16 protein-coding genes are annotated in these 17,998 nt (G+C 50.7%); 8 read left to right on the top strand and 8 right to left on the bottom strand.

Annotated elements, in window-relative coordinates; translation table 11 throughout:
• Nucleotides 1-71: 71 nt before the first annotated feature.
• The 3 genes from HRM2_RS06825 to HRM2_RS06815 all read right to left on the bottom strand — a co-directional run bounded on the left by HRM2_RS06825 (nt 72) and on the right by HRM2_RS06815 (nt 4,691).
• Entirely contained in the window at nt 72-1,802 is a 1,731-nt protein-coding gene (locus HRM2_RS06825; RefSeq protein WP_015903269.1) for an NAD-dependent malic enzyme, read from the bottom strand.
• 127 nt (nt 1,803-1,929) lie between these two features.
• Nucleotides 1,930-2,568, bottom strand: coding sequence for a response regulator (locus HRM2_RS06820; protein ID WP_015903268.1), 639 nt, complete (start codon nt 2,566-2,568; stop codon nt 1,930-1,932).
• A complete protein-coding gene (locus HRM2_RS06815) occupies nt 2,565-4,691 on the bottom strand; it encodes a sensor histidine kinase (protein WP_015903267.1) in 2,127 nt (708 codons plus the stop codon). The genes HRM2_RS06820 and HRM2_RS06815 overlap by 4 nt, the downstream gene beginning before the upstream one ends.
• 168 nt (nt 4,692-4,859) lie before the next feature.
• Between HRM2_RS06815 and HRM2_RS06810 the strand changes: the two genes are divergently transcribed.
• Together HRM2_RS06810 and HRM2_RS06805 are read left to right on the top strand one after the other, a co-directional pair.
• The gene (locus HRM2_RS06810; protein WP_041273105.1) at nt 4,860-5,159 is read left to right on the top strand and encodes a hypothetical protein; all 300 of its coding nucleotides are present in this window, start codon (nt 4,860-4,862) and stop codon (nt 5,157-5,159) included.
• Nucleotides 5,160-5,244: 85 nt separating this feature from the next.
• Nucleotides 5,245-5,718 (top strand): response regulator, encoded by a 474-nt coding sequence (locus HRM2_RS06805; protein ID WP_015903265.1) that lies wholly within the window; start codon nt 5,245-5,247, stop codon nt 5,716-5,718.
• A gap of 6 nt (nt 5,719-5,724) precedes the next feature.
• Here HRM2_RS06805 and HRM2_RS06800 read toward each other — a convergent pair whose 3' ends face one another.
• Entirely contained in the window at nt 5,725-7,398 is a 1,674-nt protein-coding gene (locus tag HRM2_RS06800) for a long-chain-fatty-acid--CoA ligase (protein ID WP_015903264.1), read from the bottom strand.
• 232 nt (nt 7,399-7,630) lie between these two features.
• Here HRM2_RS06800 and HRM2_RS06795 point away from each other — a divergent pair, with 232 nt between their 5' ends.
• Nucleotides 7,631-9,130 carry an ATP-binding protein gene (locus HRM2_RS06795; protein ID WP_015903263.1) on the top strand — a complete coding sequence of 500 codons (1,500 nt, stop codon included), beginning with the start codon at nt 7,631-7,633 and terminating at the stop codon, nt 9,128-9,130.
• Here HRM2_RS06795 and HRM2_RS06790 read toward each other — a convergent pair.
• Complete coding sequence (locus tag HRM2_RS06790) at nt 9,117-10,286, bottom strand: iron-containing alcohol dehydrogenase (RefSeq protein ID WP_015903262.1); 1,170 nt, start codon at nt 10,284-10,286, stop codon at nt 9,117-9,119. The two genes, HRM2_RS06795 and HRM2_RS06790, sit on opposite strands and share 14 nt — an antisense overlap.
• Before the next feature lie 257 nt (nt 10,287-10,543).
• Here HRM2_RS06790 and HRM2_RS06785 point away from each other — a divergent pair, with 257 nt between their 5' ends.
• Nucleotides 10,544-11,659, top strand: a complete 1,116-nt coding sequence (locus HRM2_RS06785) for a Coenzyme F420 hydrogenase/dehydrogenase, beta subunit C-terminal domain (RefSeq protein ID WP_015903261.1) — start codon at nt 10,544-10,546, stop codon at nt 11,657-11,659.
• Between the two features lie 29 nt (nt 11,660-11,688).
• Here the strand turns inward: HRM2_RS06785 and HRM2_RS06780 are convergent, their stop codons facing one another.
• Nucleotides 11,689-12,399 carry a TIGR04211 family SH3 domain-containing protein gene (locus HRM2_RS06780; RefSeq protein WP_015903260.1) on the bottom strand — a complete coding sequence of 237 codons (711 nt, stop codon included), beginning with the start codon at nt 12,397-12,399 and terminating at the stop codon, nt 11,689-11,691.
• A 116-nt stretch (nt 12,400-12,515) separates the two neighbouring features.
• Here HRM2_RS06780 and HRM2_RS06775 point away from each other — a divergent pair, with 116 nt between their 5' ends.
• Genes HRM2_RS06775 through HRM2_RS28055 form a run of 3 tightly spaced genes read left to right on the top strand, consistent with a single transcriptional unit; the run spans nt 12,516 to nt 14,961 of the window.
• Nucleotides 12,516-13,178: an L-fuculose-phosphate aldolase gene (locus HRM2_RS06775; RefSeq protein WP_041273715.1), complete on the top strand. Its 663-nt coding sequence runs from the start codon at nt 12,516-12,518 to the stop codon at nt 13,176-13,178.
• The gene (locus HRM2_RS06770; RefSeq protein WP_041273104.1) at nt 13,168-14,604 is read left to right on the top strand and encodes a DNA integrity scanning protein DisA nucleotide-binding domain protein; all 1,437 of its coding nucleotides are present in this window, start codon (nt 13,168-13,170) and stop codon (nt 14,602-14,604) included. Before HRM2_RS06775 ends, HRM2_RS06770 begins: the two co-directional genes overlap by 11 nt.
• A complete protein-coding gene (locus HRM2_RS28055; RefSeq protein ID WP_015903257.1) occupies nt 14,605-14,961 on the top strand; it encodes a hypothetical protein in 357 nt (118 codons plus the stop codon).
• A 5-nt stretch (nt 14,962-14,966) separates the two neighbouring features.
• Here the strand turns inward: HRM2_RS28055 and HRM2_RS06760 are convergent, their stop codons facing one another.
• Nucleotides 14,967-15,893 carry a DMT family transporter gene (locus HRM2_RS06760; protein WP_015903256.1) on the bottom strand — a complete coding sequence of 309 codons (927 nt, stop codon included), beginning with the start codon at nt 15,891-15,893 and terminating at the stop codon, nt 14,967-14,969.
• An 83-nt stretch (nt 15,894-15,976) separates the two neighbouring features.
• Here HRM2_RS06760 and HRM2_RS06755 point away from each other — a divergent pair, with 83 nt between their 5' ends.
• Nucleotides 15,977-16,990 (top strand): glycoside hydrolase family 3 N-terminal domain-containing protein, encoded by a 1,014-nt coding sequence (locus tag HRM2_RS06755; protein WP_015903255.1) that lies wholly within the window; start codon nt 15,977-15,979, stop codon nt 16,988-16,990.
• Here HRM2_RS06755 and tsaD read toward each other — a convergent pair.
• A complete protein-coding gene (gene tsaD / locus HRM2_RS06750; RefSeq protein WP_015903254.1) occupies nt 16,987-17,988 on the bottom strand; it encodes a tRNA (adenosine(37)-N6)-threonylcarbamoyltransferase complex transferase subunit TsaD in 1,002 nt (333 codons plus the stop codon). The two genes, HRM2_RS06755 and tsaD, sit on opposite strands and share 4 nt — an antisense overlap.
• Nucleotides 17,989-17,998: the final 10 nt, after the last annotated feature.

Genomic DNA, 17,998 nt, shown 5'->3' with positions numbered 1-17,998 from the left:
CGGTGCCCACGAAATAGAAAAGGCCCCTTACCGGAAAAATCCGGCAAGGAGCCCTGGTATGTAAAATTCATTTAAATGATGGGAAGATACTCGGGATTCCAGCACATTTTTTCGATAAGCGTATTCAACCGTTCCAGATCATTATTGTGCTGATACCTGCTGTAAGCGCAATTACTTGAAACGCCTCCCCGGATCGATTCAGCACCCACAAACCGTGCCACCTTAAGGGAAACCTTTCTGAACTCATCCACGGGAGGAAACAATATCCCATCCTTGAGGTTCTCCTCTGTAACAGACTCAGCAACGGCATGGGCAGCAGCCGAAAAAAAGGTGGGAAGCACCTCCAGGGCACCTGAAGCCAGAATTCCCAGTCCCACGCCAGGAAAGATAAATGCGTTGTTCATCTGGCCGACCCGAATCTGCTTACCGCCATGGGTTACCGGTGCAAAGGGGCTTCCCGTGGCAACAAGGGCCTTGCCATCTGTCCAGTCGTAAACATCCTGGGGCAGGGCTTCGGCCTTTGTGGTGGGATTACTCAAGGGCAGAATAACAGGTTGGTCTGTATTGGCAGCCACAGCCAGGACCACCTCCCGGGTAAAGGTTCCGGGCTGGCCTGAAGTGCCGATGAGAACGGTCACCTTTTCATTTTTAATGACGTTGATAAGGGTATTGTCCCCGGGAGATGAAAGCCATGCAAGGCTGAGTGGATTCTTTGCAAACTTCTCCTTGTAGGGTTCAAGGGTGCGATCCGTGGTGACCACCCCTTTGCTGTCCATGGTAAAAATCCGTTTTCTTGCCTCGATCCCGTCAAGCCCCTCTTCAATGAGCTCAGTTTCGATCTGTTCGGCAATGCCAATACCACCTGCACCTGCGCCATTGATAAGGAACACCTGATCAACGAGCTTCTCTTTTTTAATCTTCATGGCAGCAAGAATACCCGCCAGGGCAACAGCGCCTGTGCCCTGGATATCATCGTTGAACGAAATGAGATCATTGAGGTAAACGTCCCGGATGGTAAAGGCATTCTGCTTTGAAAAATCCTCCCACTGGCACAGGGCCTTTGGGAAAACAGCCTTGAACGCCCGTGCAAACTTCTTAATAAAATCCAGGTAATCTTCCCCCTTTAAACGGGGCTTTCGCCAGCCAAGGTAGGTAACATCATCCAGAAGCGCCTTGTTGTCTGTCCCCACATCAAGGGAGATGGGTAGACAGTGCCAGGGTGCAATTCCTGCTCCCTGGGTGTAAAGCATCAGCTTGCCAAGGCAGATGGCAATTCCGCCTGCGCCCTGGTCACCGATACCGAGGATGCCCTGGTTGTCAGTGACAACTGCAACCCGTATGTCCCGGTCACTGTAACGTTTTAATATCTCCTCAGCCTGGTCAATGTTGCCCGGGTAGAGGTGAATCCCATTGGCCCTCCTAAACATGGACGAATAGTGTTGACAGGCCAGACCCACGGTGGGCGTGTAGATGATGCTCAAAAATCTTGAGATATCGCTTGCAATGACTGCATGGGCAAGGGTGACGTTTCTGTCATAAAGGCTTCGGATATAAACGAATCGTTCAAGGTCACTCTCTTTTTCGTCAATCACCTTAAGGGATGAGATGACCTGATCCTCGAGACTCTTTACCCGGGGGGGAAGGTATCCGCACAGATGGAGCTTTTGCCTCTCTTGTTCGGTAAAGGCTGTTCCCTTGCTGATGTTTTTGTATTGAAGGACATCGGAGCCGCTGGTGTGAATTCTAACCCCCGTGGTCTCACCATAATCGCCAAATTCAAAGGTGTAATTTGTCTCTTCCATGTTGATTTTCTAAATACCTTTCATTAAGTGTTGCAAGAAAATAGAAAACGGGCCATTTACCAATTAAATAAAAAACATAACACACCCGTTAATCAGACACAAAGCTAAACATTGTTTTTTTATGCATCTACAGTTCAACGATCCTGTTTTTAATGGCAAACCTGGAAAGATCTGCATTGTTTCTGAGGTTAAGTTTTTTCAAAACCCTTGCCCGATAGGTGTCAACGGTCTTGACACTGATGTTGTAACTTGCCGCAATTTCATGGTTGGTATGACCCAGGGCCAATTTTCGGAGCACCTGGAGTTCACGCATGGACAATGAATCCGTAGCTGAACGAAATTTATCTCCCCTGACCACCCGGAGGGCCAGGGCTTCGCTTGCCTTTTCAGTAAGATACCTCCCCCCTGAATGAAGTTTTTTAATGGCATCCACCAGTTGCTCCGGGGCAGACTGTTTTGTCACATATCCCATGGCGCCGGTTTCCACGGCCTTGATGACGTACTGATCTTCATCGTGCATTGTCAGGATCAACACGGGCAAGTCAGGCGCATTTCGCTTGAGGATATCGGTCACCTCCAGACCGTCAAGTCCTGGCATGGAGATATCAATGACGGCAACGTCTGGTTTTGCCTCCAGGGCCCCCTTGATGGCACCGGTACCGTCTTCAGCCTCAGCCACCACCTCCATCTCACCGCTCTCTTCAATGATCCGTCGAAGTCCCTCCCTTACAATCTTATGATCATCAGCCAGTAATACCCTGATCATGGTCTTCCTCCGTGGACCTGAACAAAGCAGCACACACTTGTACCCTGTTCCGGGCCTGATACAATCTCAAGGACGCCGCCGGCCAGGGTGGCCCTCTCCTGCATGCCAGCAAGCCCGAATCCCTGATTTTCATTAATGTCGTCAAAGGCAAAGCCCACACCATTGTCCTTGATTTTCAGCACAAGTTTTCCTTGATCCATGGCAAGGGTGAGTGCCACAATGGATGCCCTTGAATGTCGAATGGCATTGGTCAGGGCCTCCTGGGCAATCCTGTAAAGGGCCGTGGCAAGGGTTGAATCAATGTCCGGAAGGGCCGCAGCCTGGAACAAACAGGTGATATCCGAACGCTCTTCAAAATCCCCGGTAAGGGATTCCAGGGCTTCCACAAGCCCGAGATCATCGAGCACGCCAGGTCTCAAGCGAAAGGCCATTTTCCTGACATCCCCGATGGTGTCGTCAATCAGGGAAGAGATACGACCGGCCCTTACAGCGGCATCCGGGTCCCTTGGGGAGAGGAAGCGCTCGATCCACACGGCGTCAATTTTAAGGGCTGTCAGCACCTGCCCCAGGTGATCGTGGAGTTCCCGGGCAAGGGCGCCCCGTTCAATCTCATGGGCCTCCATGATACTTCCCGAGAGTTTTCGAAGTTTGTCCTGGACCTTTTCAAGTTCAACCGTCCGCTTCTGAACCTGCTGTTCAAGGTCCATGGAGTAGGTGGATAATTTACGGGTGGCCGCTTCAAGGGCTGTTTGCACCTCGTTCTTTTCCGTCACATCCACACTTACGGCAAGGGAACGAACCACCCGATCGCTGTCATCCCTGACCCCATGGCAGGAGAGCAGGATGTCAATCCTTCCGCCGTTTTTCTTTAAATAGGTATAGGGAACGTCCTTGCACACCCCGGTCCTAAAAAACTCAGGAAAGACAACCCCAAGGGCATGGCTCCGGGATTCCTTTGTATAAAATCGCGTAAGATCCCGGCCAATCACCTCGTTGCGGGTGTAGCCCATTTTTTCAAGCCAGTAGTCACTGACCCGGATGATCCTGCCCGTGGTGTCGATGGAGTGGAGCATGACAGGGGTCTTGTGATAGATGTCCCGGTAACGTTCTTCACTGAAGCGCAACTCCCTTTCCACCCGCTTTCGCCTCAGTATCTCCTGGAGTGCGATCCGGTACAAAATCAGTACTGAAATCCCGATGAGAATGGAAACAATCAAGGCTGCAGGTCCAACCGCCCTTAAAAAGGGATCGGCAAGTTGACGCCCAATCTCCCTGTAATCCCGGAGATGGATCACCTTCCATCCCGGGTAACTGTCAAGGTCAAGGGCTGAAAAAAGATAATCCACTCCATTGATGTCTGACACGTGGCCGTTTTCCCCGGGCCGGAAACCCGCCCAGAACCAGGGACCGTTGCCAAACTGCTTTGTCTCTTTAAATCCCTGAACAATTCTGGGATCAAGGGGCCACAGGAATTTGAAACAAAAGTCCTCCCTGTTCGAGATAAAAACCATACCGTCTGGATTTGTCACAAGAAGGATATCCTCAGATTTTGTAAAAAGTTCTGACTCGGCAGGCCCCACCGAGGATTTAATGACGGCCACACCAAGAATGTTTTTTTTTGCCCGGTCATACACGGGGTGGCTGTAGTACACCCCCCGTTTATTGGAGGTTGCGCCAAGGGCAAGATAGGTTGCAGGCCGGCCCAAAACGGCCTCCTTGAAATAGGGACGAAACGAAAAATCCTGACCCACAAAACTGTCTGCCCGGTTCCGGTTGGAACTGGCCACGGTTTTACCGTAACGATCCATGAGGTAGCAGGTATCAAGGCCCAGGGAAAAGGCAAAGTTATCCAGGATGGGGTTGAGCAGGGCCATGGAATGGTCATCTTTCATTTCAAGTGCCATTCTCAATTCCTTGAGGCCTGCCAGGGCCTTAACAGGTCGAATGTGCTCAGACAGAAAAAGGTTGACCTGCCGCCTCAAAAGCTCAAGCCTTGTTTCAGCATAATTTTCTGCGTCGTGGAAGACACTCTGCTTTAACGAGTAATAGTAGAGCCACCCCCCCGTTGATGCCGAAAGAAAGGCAAGAAGTGCAAGCACCAGGATGATCAGTCTCAATTTCATCCCATATACCTATCCCCGGGTTGTTTCTTTGTCAATGGGTTAGGTTTCAGACCCAATCAGGGCCTGGGCCAGTGAAGTCCTTGCAATTGATTCCAATCCGGTTTATTGTTTTAAGGGATTCAACACCATTGACAACCCAGAACGGCCCTGACCCCCTGTGATAACAAAATGGTGAAATTTATTTTAAAAAACACAATACTTACACTGATCTTTCTTGCAGCAATCACCGTCCCTGCAGGTGCAAACGAAAAACAGAAAATTAAACACCTGCCCCACCCCAACTGGGTCCATCCGGCAAAGAGAAATACCTATCCGGGTTATGAGCAACTGAAACAAAACAAAAAGACAGGCAACGACTGGCAATATTCAACAAACAGGGCTACGGGTAATATCAGGGGAGGAGGAACCACTGCTTATAAGGATTACCGGCCCCTTTACACCCCCCTGGTACCTCAACGAAAAAGATAGAGGCCATGGGAAAAAACGACCTTATTTTCGCAAAAGAAACGATAGGGCACAGATTCCACCACCCGTTGGGAATCCGTGAAGAATCATGACCATTATCAAAAAAAAGGGAAACCCGCACCCTGTTGATCAGAAGGAAAACACTCCTGACCGCATTTTTGACCCCAAAAAGATTAAAATCCTCGTTGCTGAGGACAATCTGGTAAACCAGAAGGTTTTCCAAATGATGCTCAACCGCCACGGCTTTTCAGCAACGATTGCAGACAACGGTACCCAATTGATCCAACGACTTAAACAGGCCCCCTATGATCTGATCCTCATGGACATCCAGATGCCGGAAATGGATGGAATTCAGGCAACACGAATCATCCGGAACGCTGAATCGGAAACCCGGTGTAAACAGGTTGCCATCATAGCCATGACAGCCCATGCCACCCACGAGGATGAACAGCGCTGCCTTAACGCCGGTATGGACGCCTACCTTGCCAAACCCGTTACAGACAAAGAACTCATCGCCATGATCAGGAAAGTCCTGGAGAACAAAGAAGAAACAACTGCCTGAATCTTCCTATTTTCTGAGATCTTTTTTCAAGACCTTGCCAACCGCAGATTTGGGAAGATCACTCCGGATCTCAACCTCCACAGGCCACTTGTACTTTGCAAGCCTTGTTGAACAAAAATCAAGGATTTCATCCCGAGTGGCGGTTTCGCCAGACTTTAACACGATGAACACCTTGGCCGCCTCCCCCCTTTTAGGATGGGGGATGCCGACACAGCAAGCCTCTTGAACCTTGGGATGCTCGTAAAGCACCTCTTCAATATCCCTTGGATAGACATTGTAACCGCCAGAAATAATCATATCCTTGATCCGGTCCACAATGTAAAAATAGCCATCCGCATCCATGGTCGCCACATCCCCGGTGTGGAGCCAGCCGTCATCGGTCAGGGTTTTTCGGGTTTCGTCGGGCCGGTTAAGGTACCCCTTCATCACCTGGGGGCCCCGGATGAACAGCTCGCCTGGTTTGCCTTGCTCAACGTCTGTCACGCCATCGTCCATGCTGACGATCCTGCACTCCACGTTGGGTAACGGAAGACCGATACTGCCGGGTTTCCTCGTCCCCTGAAAGGGATTGACATGGGTCACAGGAGAAGACTCTGTAAGGCCGAATCCTTCCACAATGACCGCCCCGGTCATTTTCTCAAAATCGTTGATAATCTCCACGGGAAGGGGAGCGCTTCCAGAAAAACAGCCCTCGATACTCGTCAAATCGCTTGTGCCGATATTCGGGTGGTTAAGCATGCCGATATACATGGTCGGGACAAGGGGTGCAAAGGTCGGTTTGAACCTTGAAATCGCTTCAAGCAGGGGTTCAGGCTGGGGCTTGGGAACAAGGATATTGGCCCAGCCCATGGCAATGGCAAAATTCATGGAGACGGAGAGCCCAAACACATGGAAAAAGGGAAGGGCTCCGAGCATGATGTCCGTTCCCATCCTGAACGTGGGAAACCACGCCTTGATCTGCTGAACCTGGTAGCTCAGGTTCCTGTGGGTCAGCATCACGCCCTTTGAAACCCCGGTTGTTCCCCCTGTGTACTGGTACATGGCAACATCGTCAAAATCAATTTCAACACCTGTTCTGTCCGGTTCGTTCTTGTCCAAAAGCTCCTTGAATGAATAAAGATCTGGTCCCGGCTGAACATCCGTTGCAAGCTTTCTTTTCTTGGCCACCAGGGGAAAAAGGAGGCGTTTTGCAAATGGCAGATAATCACCAAGGGAAGCGTATATGATGTTTTTTATTTGCGTTTTAGCCCGCAGCGCCTTCATTCTCTCGACCAGCAGATCAAGGGTTATCACCATGGTTGAACCAGAATCGTTAAACTGATACAAAAGCTCCCTGTCCGAATAGAGCGGATTGTTCATTACGGCAATGGCCCCCATCTTCAAAATGGCATAGTAGGCAACCACACAGGGAATAAGGTTGGGAAGAAGAATACTGACACTATTGCCCTTTTTAATGCCAAGCTGACGTAAAACGCCCACAAAGGTATCAACCATGTCATTGAGTTCCGTAAATGTTATCTTGTATCCTTCAAAAACCAGGGCTGTTTTTTCAGGAAAATCACGGGCCGATTGTTCCAGGTACCCGGGGATCAACACCTCTTTAAAATCAATGGTTTCAGGCACCCCCGACTCATAGGCGTTAATCCATACCTTTTCCTTTGATTGACCCTGTTCGCTCATTACTCTCCCCCTTTATATTTATATCTATTTATAATTTTTTAAGTTCAGTATCCGTGTAAATAGTGACAAAGGGTACGGCATGTCAAGTTAAAAACCATAATGGGAATTGCTGTCAGGCATTGACCTTTTTCAATCACTGACTTAGTATCAATTTTTTTCAGACAAAAAACGCCATGTTGGCCCAACTAACACCATCTGCCGGTCCGACCCAGGGGCCTGGAATCTTGCAAAAATGAAAAACCACATTTTGATCGTCAATCTCAACCGTTCATCTATTCCAGATTTAAAATTTTCAAGATTCCGCGCCCAGACAAGTTTTAAACAGCTTACCCCCTGTCAACCGTTCACCCTTGAACCCAACGAAATCGTGCCTGACCTCATGGTGGTGTCCATTGATCCAACAAAAGACGATCACCTGGCACTCATTGCTGCCATCAGGAAGAGTTTGCCGGAGACTGAAATCATTACGGCAATTAACCAGGACCACGCCCGCCTTGGCGTCCAGACCCTTAAAAACGGGGCATCTGATTTCATGATCCTGCCCGCTGATGCCGCTTGCTTTGACTTTTACATCACAAGGGCCCTTGAACGTGAATATCAGAAAAAGCACCTCTGCTTTAACAAAAGCTGCTACAAAAGCAGGTATGCATCCTCCGAGAAAAACTACAAGCAGCTCTTTGACGAGGTGCCCTGTTTTGTCTATGTCCAGGATAGGGATTACCACATTGTGGATTCCAATAAAAAATTCAAAGAATATTTTGGTAACCACATTGGAGAATATTGCTTCGGCATCTGCAAAAACAGGGACGACCCATGCAGGATATGCCCGGTGGACAAGACCTTCAAGGAAGGTAAAAACCACTCTTCAGAAACGCAGATCATCTCTTCGTTTGGCCTGAAGCACACGGTGCTGCACTGGACAGCCCCCATACGGGACGACCAGGGCAGGACAACCAAGGTCCTTGTCATGCTGACCGACATCACCGAGGTGAGGCACCTCGAAGACCACCTGACCTCACTGGGATTCATGATCGGCTCCATATCCCACGGCGTCAAGGGGCTTTTGACAGGTCTTGATAGCGGCATCTACGCCATGGGCTCAGGAATAAAGACCAAAAATTTTGAACGTATCCAGGAAGGGTATGAAATCTCAAGCCAGATGACCAAAAGAATCAAAAAACTGGTGCTGGACATCCTTTATTACACAAAAACCCGAAAGTTTAACGGGGAAAAGGTCTCTGCACAAAGCTTTGTCAAAGAGACCCTTACCATTGTAAAAGACAGTACAACGCTCAACGGAATTACCCTGAAATCCTTCATCGAGATTGATCGAAAGGAAGATCTGCTGGAGGTAGACAGAACGAGCCTCCAGTCAGCCCTTGTCAACATCCTTGAAAATGGTGTGGAGGCATGCATTGCAGATACTTCCCGTAAGGCTCATACCCTGGTATTCAACGCCAGTGCAGACAATGAAACCATCACCTTCCTGGTCCAGGACACGGGCCAGGGCATGAGCAAGACCACCCTTAAGAACATCTTCACCATCTTTTTCTCATCCAAGGGGGCCAATGGAACAGGCCTTGGGCTCTACATCGCCAACAAGGTCATTGAACAGCACCGGGGAACGATAAAGGTCCGGTCAAAACCCGGCAGGGGAACCCGATTTGTCATCACCATCCCACGACGGATCCCTGATGTCACCAAACAAAGCATGGGCCTCACTCCAGACTGAGGCCAACCACCCCGGTCACCAAATCCAGAATTTCCTCAAGGGTGAGGGCAACAGAATTTCCCTTCATGCTGCTTGCTCCCATGGCCTTTTCTGCAAGGATTCTACAACCTGGGGCATCCAGTCCCCTGCCCTTTAAACAGGGTATTTCCAGGGCATTGACAAGGTCTTTGATCATCTCCACCCCATCTTCAGGAAGGGCAGCCTGGTCGTGTGTCAAAATCACAGCAACCTCCCGATACTTTTCAAGCAGGGCAATGTCTGAATCAGTCTGCCCAAGTCGCTGGATATTAATCGCCGCCACAGGCGCCAGGAACCTGGCACAGATCTGACCGTGGGAGGCGTCGATCATCCCGCCAAGGGGTGCTGCAATCCCGTGAACCGCACCGAGCTTTGCATTGGCAAGGGCCATGCCCCCGAACAGACTTGCAATGCACATATCCTCCCTTGTCCCAGGATCCTGACCATCCATGACAGCCCGTTTCAACGAACGTGATACCCGGTACATCCCTTCCCTGCAGAGGGCATCGGTAACTGGAGAGGTAAAGGGGGTAACAAAAGCCTCTATAAGCTGGGTCAAGGCATCCATGCCCGTCTCCCCAGTGATCCGGGGCGGCAGGGACAGGGTGAGCATCGGATCGACAATGGCAAGGACCGGGTATAGAAAAGGACTCCTCAGGCTGACCTTGACCCCCTGCTCCCTTTTGCTGAGAACGGCATTACAAGTCACCTCGGCACCTGTCCCTGCCGTGGTCGGCAGGGCGATAAGGGGAAGGGGTTTTTGAACCAGGGGCTCCCCCCTGCCAATCACCTCAAGGTAGTCATGGATATCTCCTTTGTTGGTGACCAGGGCAGAGATAGCCTTTGCCGCATCCAGAACACTACCCCCGCCCACGGCAACAATAAAATCAACATCCAGACTCCCAGCCCTCTGGGCAGCAAGGGCGATCTCCTCCACACGGGGCTCTGTCCACTGGGAAAAAACCGTGCAGGAGATACCGGCCTGTTCCAGGTCAGCGATCACGACCGCAGCCCTCTGGGTTTGTTTGCCCGTTATAACAAGGGCGGAACGCCCAAGTTCCCTGGCATGGATGGCAATCTGTCTTGACCGTCCCTGTCCAAACACAATTTTTGTCGGTGAAAAAAAAGTAAACGCCATTGTATAATTATGGTCCTCCTGTTTTTGGAATAATGATGGATCTGTCAACTATATGAACCTAAAGAAGTCAACAAAAGTTAACATTCCGGCCGGGTTTACCCGAGCCTGCCCTCCCTGAAAAGCCCGTTAAAAAAGGCCATGGGGCTTTGTTCGTCTATTCTTAGAATGTGGCACATTCATTGCAATTTCAGCTATTACACCTTAGCCATGCCAAGCGTTGCTGATTGACCCCATCAACCCATTTAAAGGAGGCGCCCATGAAAACCTTTTTTAACCTCATCCAGGAAGTACAAAAACCAGGAAAATGCCACCACTGCGGCGGTTGCGTCACCTTTTGCTCGGCCATCAACTATGGGGCGCTTAAAACCGACCCCCAGGGAAAGCCCGTTTATGCGGACATTGAGCGCTGCATCGAATGCGGCATCTGCTACATGATCTGCCCTGAAACCGGTGTGCTTGACCAGGAGATAATCAAGGAGGCCGGATGGCAAGCACCTGACGGCAGGATCATCGGTACTTCCGTTGCAAAGGCAAGGGATCTCATCATCCAGGAGTCAGGAACCGATGGGGGTGTGATTACGGCCCTCCTTGCCCACCTGTTTGAAACGGGAAAGATAAACGGAGCTGTGGTTTCAAGAAACATGGAAACAGGCCGGACCCCCTGGCTTGCCACCTCAAAAGAAGAAATCCTCGACGCTGCCGGCAGCCACTTCAACCTCTCCCAGGGCATGGAAACATTTGGGGAACGATACTCCACCTTTTCTCCTTCCATAAAAGCCCTTGGTGAAATCAGGAGGGAAGGACTTGAGCGCATCGCCTTTGTAGGTACCCCCTGCCAGATAAACACCATCCGGAGAATGCAGGCCCTGGGTGTCGTTCCTGCTGATTCCATCGTTCTCTGCCTGGGACTTTTCTGCTCTGGAAACTTCACCCTGACAAAGGAAAACTTCCATGCCCTTGAAAGCAAGTATCAGTTCGATTACCACGACATTGAAAAAATAAACATCAAGGAAAATTTCATTCTCAGACTTGCCACAGGGGAGATCCGTGAAATTCCCATCAGCGAACTTGACCCCCTTAAACGAACCGCATGCCGCTACTGCAAAGATTTTTCTGCCGAATTTGCCGACATCTCTTTTGGCGGCATCGGTGCCGATGACGGCTACACAACGGTCATCACACGTACCCCCCTGGGCCGGGCCGTTTTTGCCCAGGGCGTGGAGAAGGTCCTTGATCAACACAGTTACAAGGAGAATCCAACCTATGCCAGCCATGCCGAAGCCATGGTTCTTGCCGCATCCAAGGCAAAAAAACTGGCCGCTGAAAAGAACCTCAGGGAACTTGAGCCAAGCCCGGTAACCGTAATGGGATAGCCCCCGGAGGGGCAGAATGATCCCTGCCCCTAGTAACGGGAACTTTTTCGACTGCTCCCGGTAATACGTCCAATGATCCATCCGACAATCAAAACCCCGGCACCGGCAAGGAACCACCTGACCATGGCGGTTTTCCAAACATCGGTGCCGGCCGTCTTAATGGTTGCAAGTTCCGAGGAAAGCATCTGGTTCTGAACCTTCAAGGATTTGTTCTCCTCGATTAGAGAAACACAATCCTTTGACCTTTCCAGAAACTGCTCATGGGTTTTTGTGAGATTTTCAAGGTCTGTGGCAATCCTTGATTTCTCCTTGACCACCTCATCCAGGGAAGATTCAAGGGCTGCAAGTTTTTCTCCTCCTGTATCTGCATCCTGGGAAGATCGTTCTCCGGCAGCCTCAAGCGCTTCTATTTTTTGTTCAAGCCCTTTAATCACCAGGTTTGGAGGAGGCTCATACGTGATATAGCGGCCTTTAACCCACCCCTCACCCCCGTCCCCGGTACGAACCTTGTAATAGGTTTCTCCCTTTTCCAAAATTTCAACGGCAGTGTTGCTGGGCAATGTTTTTAAAACAGGATCCCCATCCCCAGGACCACTCCTCATGGTGAGCAACAGCATATCTGTCACATATCCTGTTTCGGCGGACACTTGAACGGACGAACAGATGGCAAGCAAAACACACAAGGCCACAATACCCTGTCGGCAGGTCACTGCATATCTCATTTTTTCCCTTATTCCCATGGCAAAACAATCTCCTCATTTTTTCTCTGTCAATATCAACCCTGACACCATTTGACAACACCATTGTTGATTTAAGGGTTGCAAAGCGGTGTAGAGCGGTGTATCAATTTTTCATTATGATACTCTCCAACGAACGAAAAGCCATTGTCACCTTTGGCAACAAAATGCTGAACGCAGGACTTACCACGGGTTCAGGAGGCAATCTGAGCCTGTTTAACAGGCAGGAAAATCTAATCGCCATTACCCCCAGCGGGATTGAATACCCTGACTTGACACCCAGTGACATCCTTGTCCTTGAACCCGGTGGAAAAGTGGTGGACGGTACCAACAAACCCTCAAGCGAAACCGGTTTTCACCTGGCCCTTTACCGGAAACGGCCAGAGGTATGCGCCGTGGTCCACACCCATTCAACCTATGCCACCACCTTTGCCTGCCTTAACCGGGAGATCCCTGCCGTTCACTATCTTGTAGGCTTTTCGGGCAACAAAGTTCCCCTGGCTCCCTATGCCACCTTTGGCACCGAAGCCCTTGCCAAGGCAGTTACATCTGCCATCAAGGATTACAATGCCGTACTGCTGGCCAACCATGGCCTTGTGGCCGTTGGTACCACACTGGGCCGGGCATTTAACACAGCAGAAGAGATTGAACTGGTGGCACGCCTGTGCTATCAGGCCGAAACAATCGGCAAGCCCGTCATTCTTTCCGACGAGGAGATGGAACGGGTTATTGAAAAATTTGCCGATTACGGCCCAGGCTCTGGGGACAAAGATGCCAACTGAGGCATATAAAAACATTTGCATTATCAATATTTTCAACGGCCTTGTGGAGGGGTTGTCGCACTTTTCCCAGGCCAGCCGGGCAGCCCTTGTGTATCTGCCGGAACCGGAAAGTGAGGTGCTGATCTACGATCCCCAGGAACTGCTCAAGGGCCATGAACCAAGACTCAGGGAACTTTACCTGGATGATCCTGATTTTCGGACGATAGTATCTGAAACCCTTGCAAGGCAGCCCCGGGGTCTTTTCTTTAAACAGAAGAACCTCAACCTTGCCGGGTTAATCTCCCACGGGGGAAGCACCCATGACTTCTTCTACCAGATGTGGTTTACCGAACACCACCCGGACATGAGCTCCATTTATCCCACAGAACGGTGGATAGAGCATGCCGGCTGGCTTCTTTCCCAGGAGTTTGGAGCGGAGAATATCTCCATGGGCACATCGGGCCATGCCCTCCAGAACTACACCATCCATGCCATCACCGATCACATCATTGATGTCAGAAACAATCTGCTGGGCCTTGACAACATGATGCTCGTTCACCCGATTCTGGACACCATCCTTAACATCTCAAAAACCAAGGAAGAAGGATCCTGGGCCAGGGGGAAACTCATTTTTGTGGACCCCGAAAAGCTGACGGACATTCAATTTATTGCAAAAATTCAACGCCATGAACGGCCGTACATCGGCAATGTAAAGCACATCCGAAAACTGCTCCTGGCCGTTGAGCACTCAACCCGAAAGCTTGTCTCGGACGGAAAGACCATCATCGGCATCTCCAACTCAAAAACGCCGGAATTTGCCATCGCAGCCAATTTCCAGGGAGATCACGGTTTCCTTGAACTTTGCGGCCAGAACCTGTGCAGTTTTTTTGACGGCAATTTTCATTCAACAACAAGAAAAGCAAAACTGGTGGAGCTTGAAGAGATACTGCTGGACGCCTGCCTTGGAACGGAAAAACGTACAGATCTTTTCAAAACCATTGCCGACATCGTTCACACGGCCGAAAGCAGACAGCACGGCTGCACCCTGGTGGTTGATCTGAATCCGGAACCTGTGAATTTATCGGGCCACATCCTTGAACCATGCCTGAGCCTCAAGGCGTTGAACCACCTTGACCTTGCAAAATCCCTCATCAAGATAGACGGCGCCCTTCACATTATGGCCGACATCAGCCTCAGGGGATTCGGGTGCCTGCTTGATGGCAAAACAATCAAGGGAGAAAACATGGCAAGGGGGGCAAGGTACAACTCAGCCCTGCGTTTTACAGCTGAACACGACCGTGTCATTGTGGTTGTCGTGTCTGAGGACAGGCCCGTATCCATCATTCACCACGGCATCGAGATCAATGCCTCGTGTGAATGGAACCCCCTTCCAGGGTATCCATCCGAACCTAAAACCCTTCAACAATACCTTAATGGAGTCAATTAAATGAGCCACGATCACCACGACCACGACCATCACCATGACCATGCCCACGACCACAAACATGATGGGACTGAACACTCCCACAGCCATGGACATTCCCATGATCATACCCATGATCATGACCATGGGCATACCCACCCGGATAATGACGGAGAACTCACCTTTGACAAAAAACTTGACATCCTCATTAGCCACTGGATAGACCACAACAAGAGTCACCAGGAAACCTATGACTCCTGGGCAGACAAGGCGGCCGGGGAAAATCAGCCGGAAACGGCAGCCCTGCTCAAAGAAATTTCAAAAGAATCCCAAGGGATTTCACTCAAGCTTGAAAAAGCGCTCCACGCGATCAAGCACTAGGAATTTTACCCCATGGAACGGGTTTCGACTGTCTTTTTTTTAGGAATCAGATAGGTGTAGAGCTGGGAAACGAGCATTCCCGACATCATGAGCACACATCCTGCCAGGGCTCGACCGGAAAGAAACTCGTTCAGGATCAACCATCCGCCAATGGCGGCAATGACCGACTCCAGGCTCAAAAGAATGGCGGCATGGGCCGGAGGGCTGTCCTTTTGGCCGTAGATCTGAAGGGAATAGGCAATGCCGACGGAAAAAACACCCCCATAGAAAATGGGCAAGGCCCCACGCCATATGCCGGAGAGGGAAACCGTCTCAAAGGCAAATGCCACGGCAATGCTTACAACAGAGCAGAGCATGCACTGAACAAACGAGAGACTCACCGTATCGATTCGCTGGGAAAGCCGCCCGATAACAATGACATGGAGGGCAAAGAATACGGCTCCTATAAGCTCAAGGACGTCACCAAAACTGACGGTCATCTGCTCAGTAACGCTCAAGAAGTACAGACCCACTGCAGCCATCACAGCCCCAATCCAGGTGCCTGTTCCTGCCCGCTGTTTCCACAAAAGCCCGAGGACCGGTACAAGTATCACATAAAGGCCTGTGATGAATCCTGCTTTTCCAGCCGTTGTGTATACAAGCCCGACCTGCTGCAGGGATGAACCGCAAAAAAGGATCAACCCGGAAAGGATGCCGCCCCTTAAAATCTCCGGCAAATCAGGCCCTTCAACCACTGGAATCCGGCCTTTTTTCTTTGTCAATCCAACCAGAAGAAACGGCAGTAAAGACACCCCCCCAAGGGCAAATCGAACCCCGTTGTAGGTAAAAGGCCCCACATGGTCCATGCCCATTCTCTGGGCCACAAATGCAAAGCCCCAGATGGAGGCGGTGATGAGAAGAATAAAATCAGATTTAAATGTTTTTAATTCCATGGTAGTTGTCTTTATCTTTACGTTTAAAGGATAAACTATAATAAATATTCTCAGCAGCAGACCAAGTCAAGGAAATTAACGACATGAACCAGAAAAGGACCACGGACAGGGAACGTGCCGGCCAGAGGGTGGTGGCTGGTTTCAGGGGAACCGAATTTAACAGCGAGATTGAGCACCTGATATCAAATCTTAAAGTCGGGGGGCTGATTCTCTTTGCCATAAACATTGAAACACCGGCCCAGGTCAAGCATCTTTGCGACCGGGCCCAGGCCTGCGCTGCGTCACAAGGACTGCCCCCCCTGTTCATTGCCATCGACCAGGAAGGCGGCGTCGTGGCACGGCTCAAGGCCCCCCATTTTAAAACTTTTCCAGGCAATCCAACTATCACCACCCGGGATCAAGCAAGGGTCTTTGCCGTTTCCATGGCAGAGGAACTCGCCCTTGTGGGAGTCAACCTCAATCTTGCCCCTGTCCTGGATGTGGTTCCAGATGGTTTTGACAGCATCATGGCTTCCAGGGCCCTTCCAGGTGGTCCTGAACGGGTGGCAGACCTTGGTGCCTGTATCATCGAAACCCTTCAGGCAAAGGGCATCATGGCCTGTGCAAAGCACTTTCCAGGTATCGGAAGAACGGTACTTGACTCACACTTTGAACTGCCGGTTCTCCATGCCCATGGGACACTGCTTGAATCCAGCGATCTTGTGCCTTTTACCCGGGCCGTGGAGGCAGATGTGGCAACAATGATGCTCTCCCACATTCTCTATCCAGCCCTTGATCCAGTCTGGCCGGCAAGCCTCTCCCCTGCTATTGCAGACCAACTTCTCAGGAATATGATTGAATTCAGGGGCGTATCCATGACCGATGATCTCGACATGAAGGCGATCAAACAGGATATATCAACCTGCATCACCCAGATTCTCAAGGCAAATATAGACCTTGCCCTGATCTGTCACACAGGACCAGACATTGAGAAAGCAGTAATTGAAATCGAACAACAGACGGGCAGAGATGAGCGGCTTTTTGAAATGGCAGGCCAATCCCTTGAACGGATTGCCCGTCTCAAGGAACGATTTTTACCTAAAAGTTTCAGGTTTTAAAGGAAACGGGTTCTTGAAAAAACATCACTGTCGAGCTGGCAGAGATCGCCCTGGCTGATTAGCCGGTGCCCCCTTGCCGCAATCATTGCAGCATTGTCCCCGCAAAAGGAAGGTGGTGGAAGATAAAGGGCCATATTGTGTTTTGCGGCCTCTATCTTCATTCTTGAGGCAAGAAACCTGTTTGCAGAAACCCCGCCTGCAATGGCAATGCGGGAGCAACCCGTTGCCCGGGCTGCATGGATGAGTTTAAAGGCAAGAACATCCGTTACAGCGGACTGGAATCCAGCAGCAATGTGGGGCATCATCTCCCCAAGGTTCTCCCTGTTCAACTGAACATACCGGGCCACTGCCGATTTTAAACCGCTGAAGCTGAAATCAAACCCATCCTTGTCCAGAAAGGATCTTGGAAAGGGAATCAGGCAAGGATCACCCTTGGCTGCAAGGGCCTCCACAACAGCACCGCCCGGATACCCCAGGCCCAGCATTTTGGCAACCTTGTCAAAGGCCTCGCCGGCTGCGTCGTCCCGGGTCTGGCCCAGGAGTTCAAACCGATCCTGGGATACCACATGGAAAATACTGGTATGACCGCCCGATGCAAGCAGGGCAGTAAAGGGAAAGGCAGGCGGGTCATCGGATAGAAGCAGGGAATAGATATGGCCCTCAAGGTGGTTCACCCCGGCCCAGGGAATATTTTTCGCCCAGGCAAACGCCTTGGCAAAACTGAACCCCACAAGAAGAGCACCGATGAGTCCCGGCCCCCGGGTGACGGCCACGCCCTCTATCTGGTCAGGGGAAATACCGGCCTGGTCAACGGCCTGGGCAACCACCGGGGATATGGCCTCAATGTGCATGCGCGATGCAAGTTCCGGAACCACGCCGCCATACCTATGGTGAACGTCTACCTGGGAGGAGACAACGGACGAAAGGACAGTGTTGTGATCGGATACAACAGCGGCAGCTGTATCGTCACACGAAGATTCAATACCCAAAATTATCATAAAACTTGCT

Origin of the sequence: Desulforapulum autotrophicum HRM2 (genome assembly GCF_000020365.1) — a bacterium.
Taxonomy (GTDB): Bacteria; Desulfobacterota; Desulfobacteria; order Desulfobacterales; family Desulfobacteraceae; genus Desulforapulum; species Desulforapulum autotrophicum.
The sequence above is the reverse complement of the archived record's forward strand: the minus strand, read 5'-3'. Positions and strand labels throughout refer to the sequence as shown.

What these genes read in the sequence shown, in the direction of transcription:
- HRM2_RS06825 (WP_015903269.1), bottom strand. Translation starts at nt 1,802, where the DNA reads ATGGAAGAGACAAATTACACCTTTGAATTTGGCGATTATGGTGAGACC.
- HRM2_RS06820 (WP_015903268.1), bottom strand. Translation starts at nt 2,568, where the DNA reads ATGATCAGGGTATTACTGGCTGATGATCATAAGATTGTAAGGGAGGGA.
- HRM2_RS06815 (WP_015903267.1), bottom strand. Translation starts at nt 4,691, where the DNA reads ATGAAATTGAGACTGATCATCCTGGTGCTTGCACTTCTTGCCTTTCTT.
- HRM2_RS06810 (WP_041273105.1), top strand. Translation starts at nt 4,860, where the DNA reads ATGGTGAAATTTATTTTAAAAAACACAATACTTACACTGATCTTTCTT.
- HRM2_RS06805 (WP_015903265.1), top strand. Translation starts at nt 5,245, where the DNA reads ATGACCATTATCAAAAAAAAGGGAAACCCGCACCCTGTTGATCAGAAG.
- HRM2_RS06800 (WP_015903264.1), bottom strand. Translation starts at nt 7,398, where the DNA reads ATGAGCGAACAGGGTCAATCAAAGGAAAAGGTATGGATTAACGCCTAT.
- HRM2_RS06795 (WP_015903263.1), top strand. Translation starts at nt 7,631, where the DNA reads ATGAAAAACCACATTTTGATCGTCAATCTCAACCGTTCATCTATTCCA.
- HRM2_RS06790 (WP_015903262.1), bottom strand. Translation starts at nt 10,286, where the DNA reads ATGGCGTTTACTTTTTTTTCACCGACAAAAATTGTGTTTGGACAGGGA.
- HRM2_RS06785 (WP_015903261.1), top strand. Translation starts at nt 10,544, where the DNA reads ATGAAAACCTTTTTTAACCTCATCCAGGAAGTACAAAAACCAGGAAAA.
- HRM2_RS06780 (WP_015903260.1), bottom strand. Translation starts at nt 12,399, where the DNA reads ATGGGAATAAGGGAAAAAATGAGATATGCAGTGACCTGCCGACAGGGT.
- HRM2_RS06775 (WP_041273715.1), top strand. Translation starts at nt 12,516, where the DNA reads ATGATACTCTCCAACGAACGAAAAGCCATTGTCACCTTTGGCAACAAA.
- HRM2_RS06770 (WP_041273104.1), top strand. Translation starts at nt 13,168, where the DNA reads ATGCCAACTGAGGCATATAAAAACATTTGCATTATCAATATTTTCAAC.
- HRM2_RS28055 (WP_015903257.1), top strand. Translation starts at nt 14,605, where the DNA reads ATGAGCCACGATCACCACGACCACGACCATCACCATGACCATGCCCAC.
- HRM2_RS06760 (WP_015903256.1), bottom strand. Translation starts at nt 15,893, where the DNA reads ATGGAATTAAAAACATTTAAATCTGATTTTATTCTTCTCATCACCGCC.
- HRM2_RS06755 (WP_015903255.1), top strand. Translation starts at nt 15,977, where the DNA reads ATGAACCAGAAAAGGACCACGGACAGGGAACGTGCCGGCCAGAGGGTG.
- tsaD (WP_015903254.1), bottom strand. Translation starts at nt 17,988, where the DNA reads ATGATAATTTTGGGTATTGAATCTTCGTGTGACGATACAGCTGCCGCT.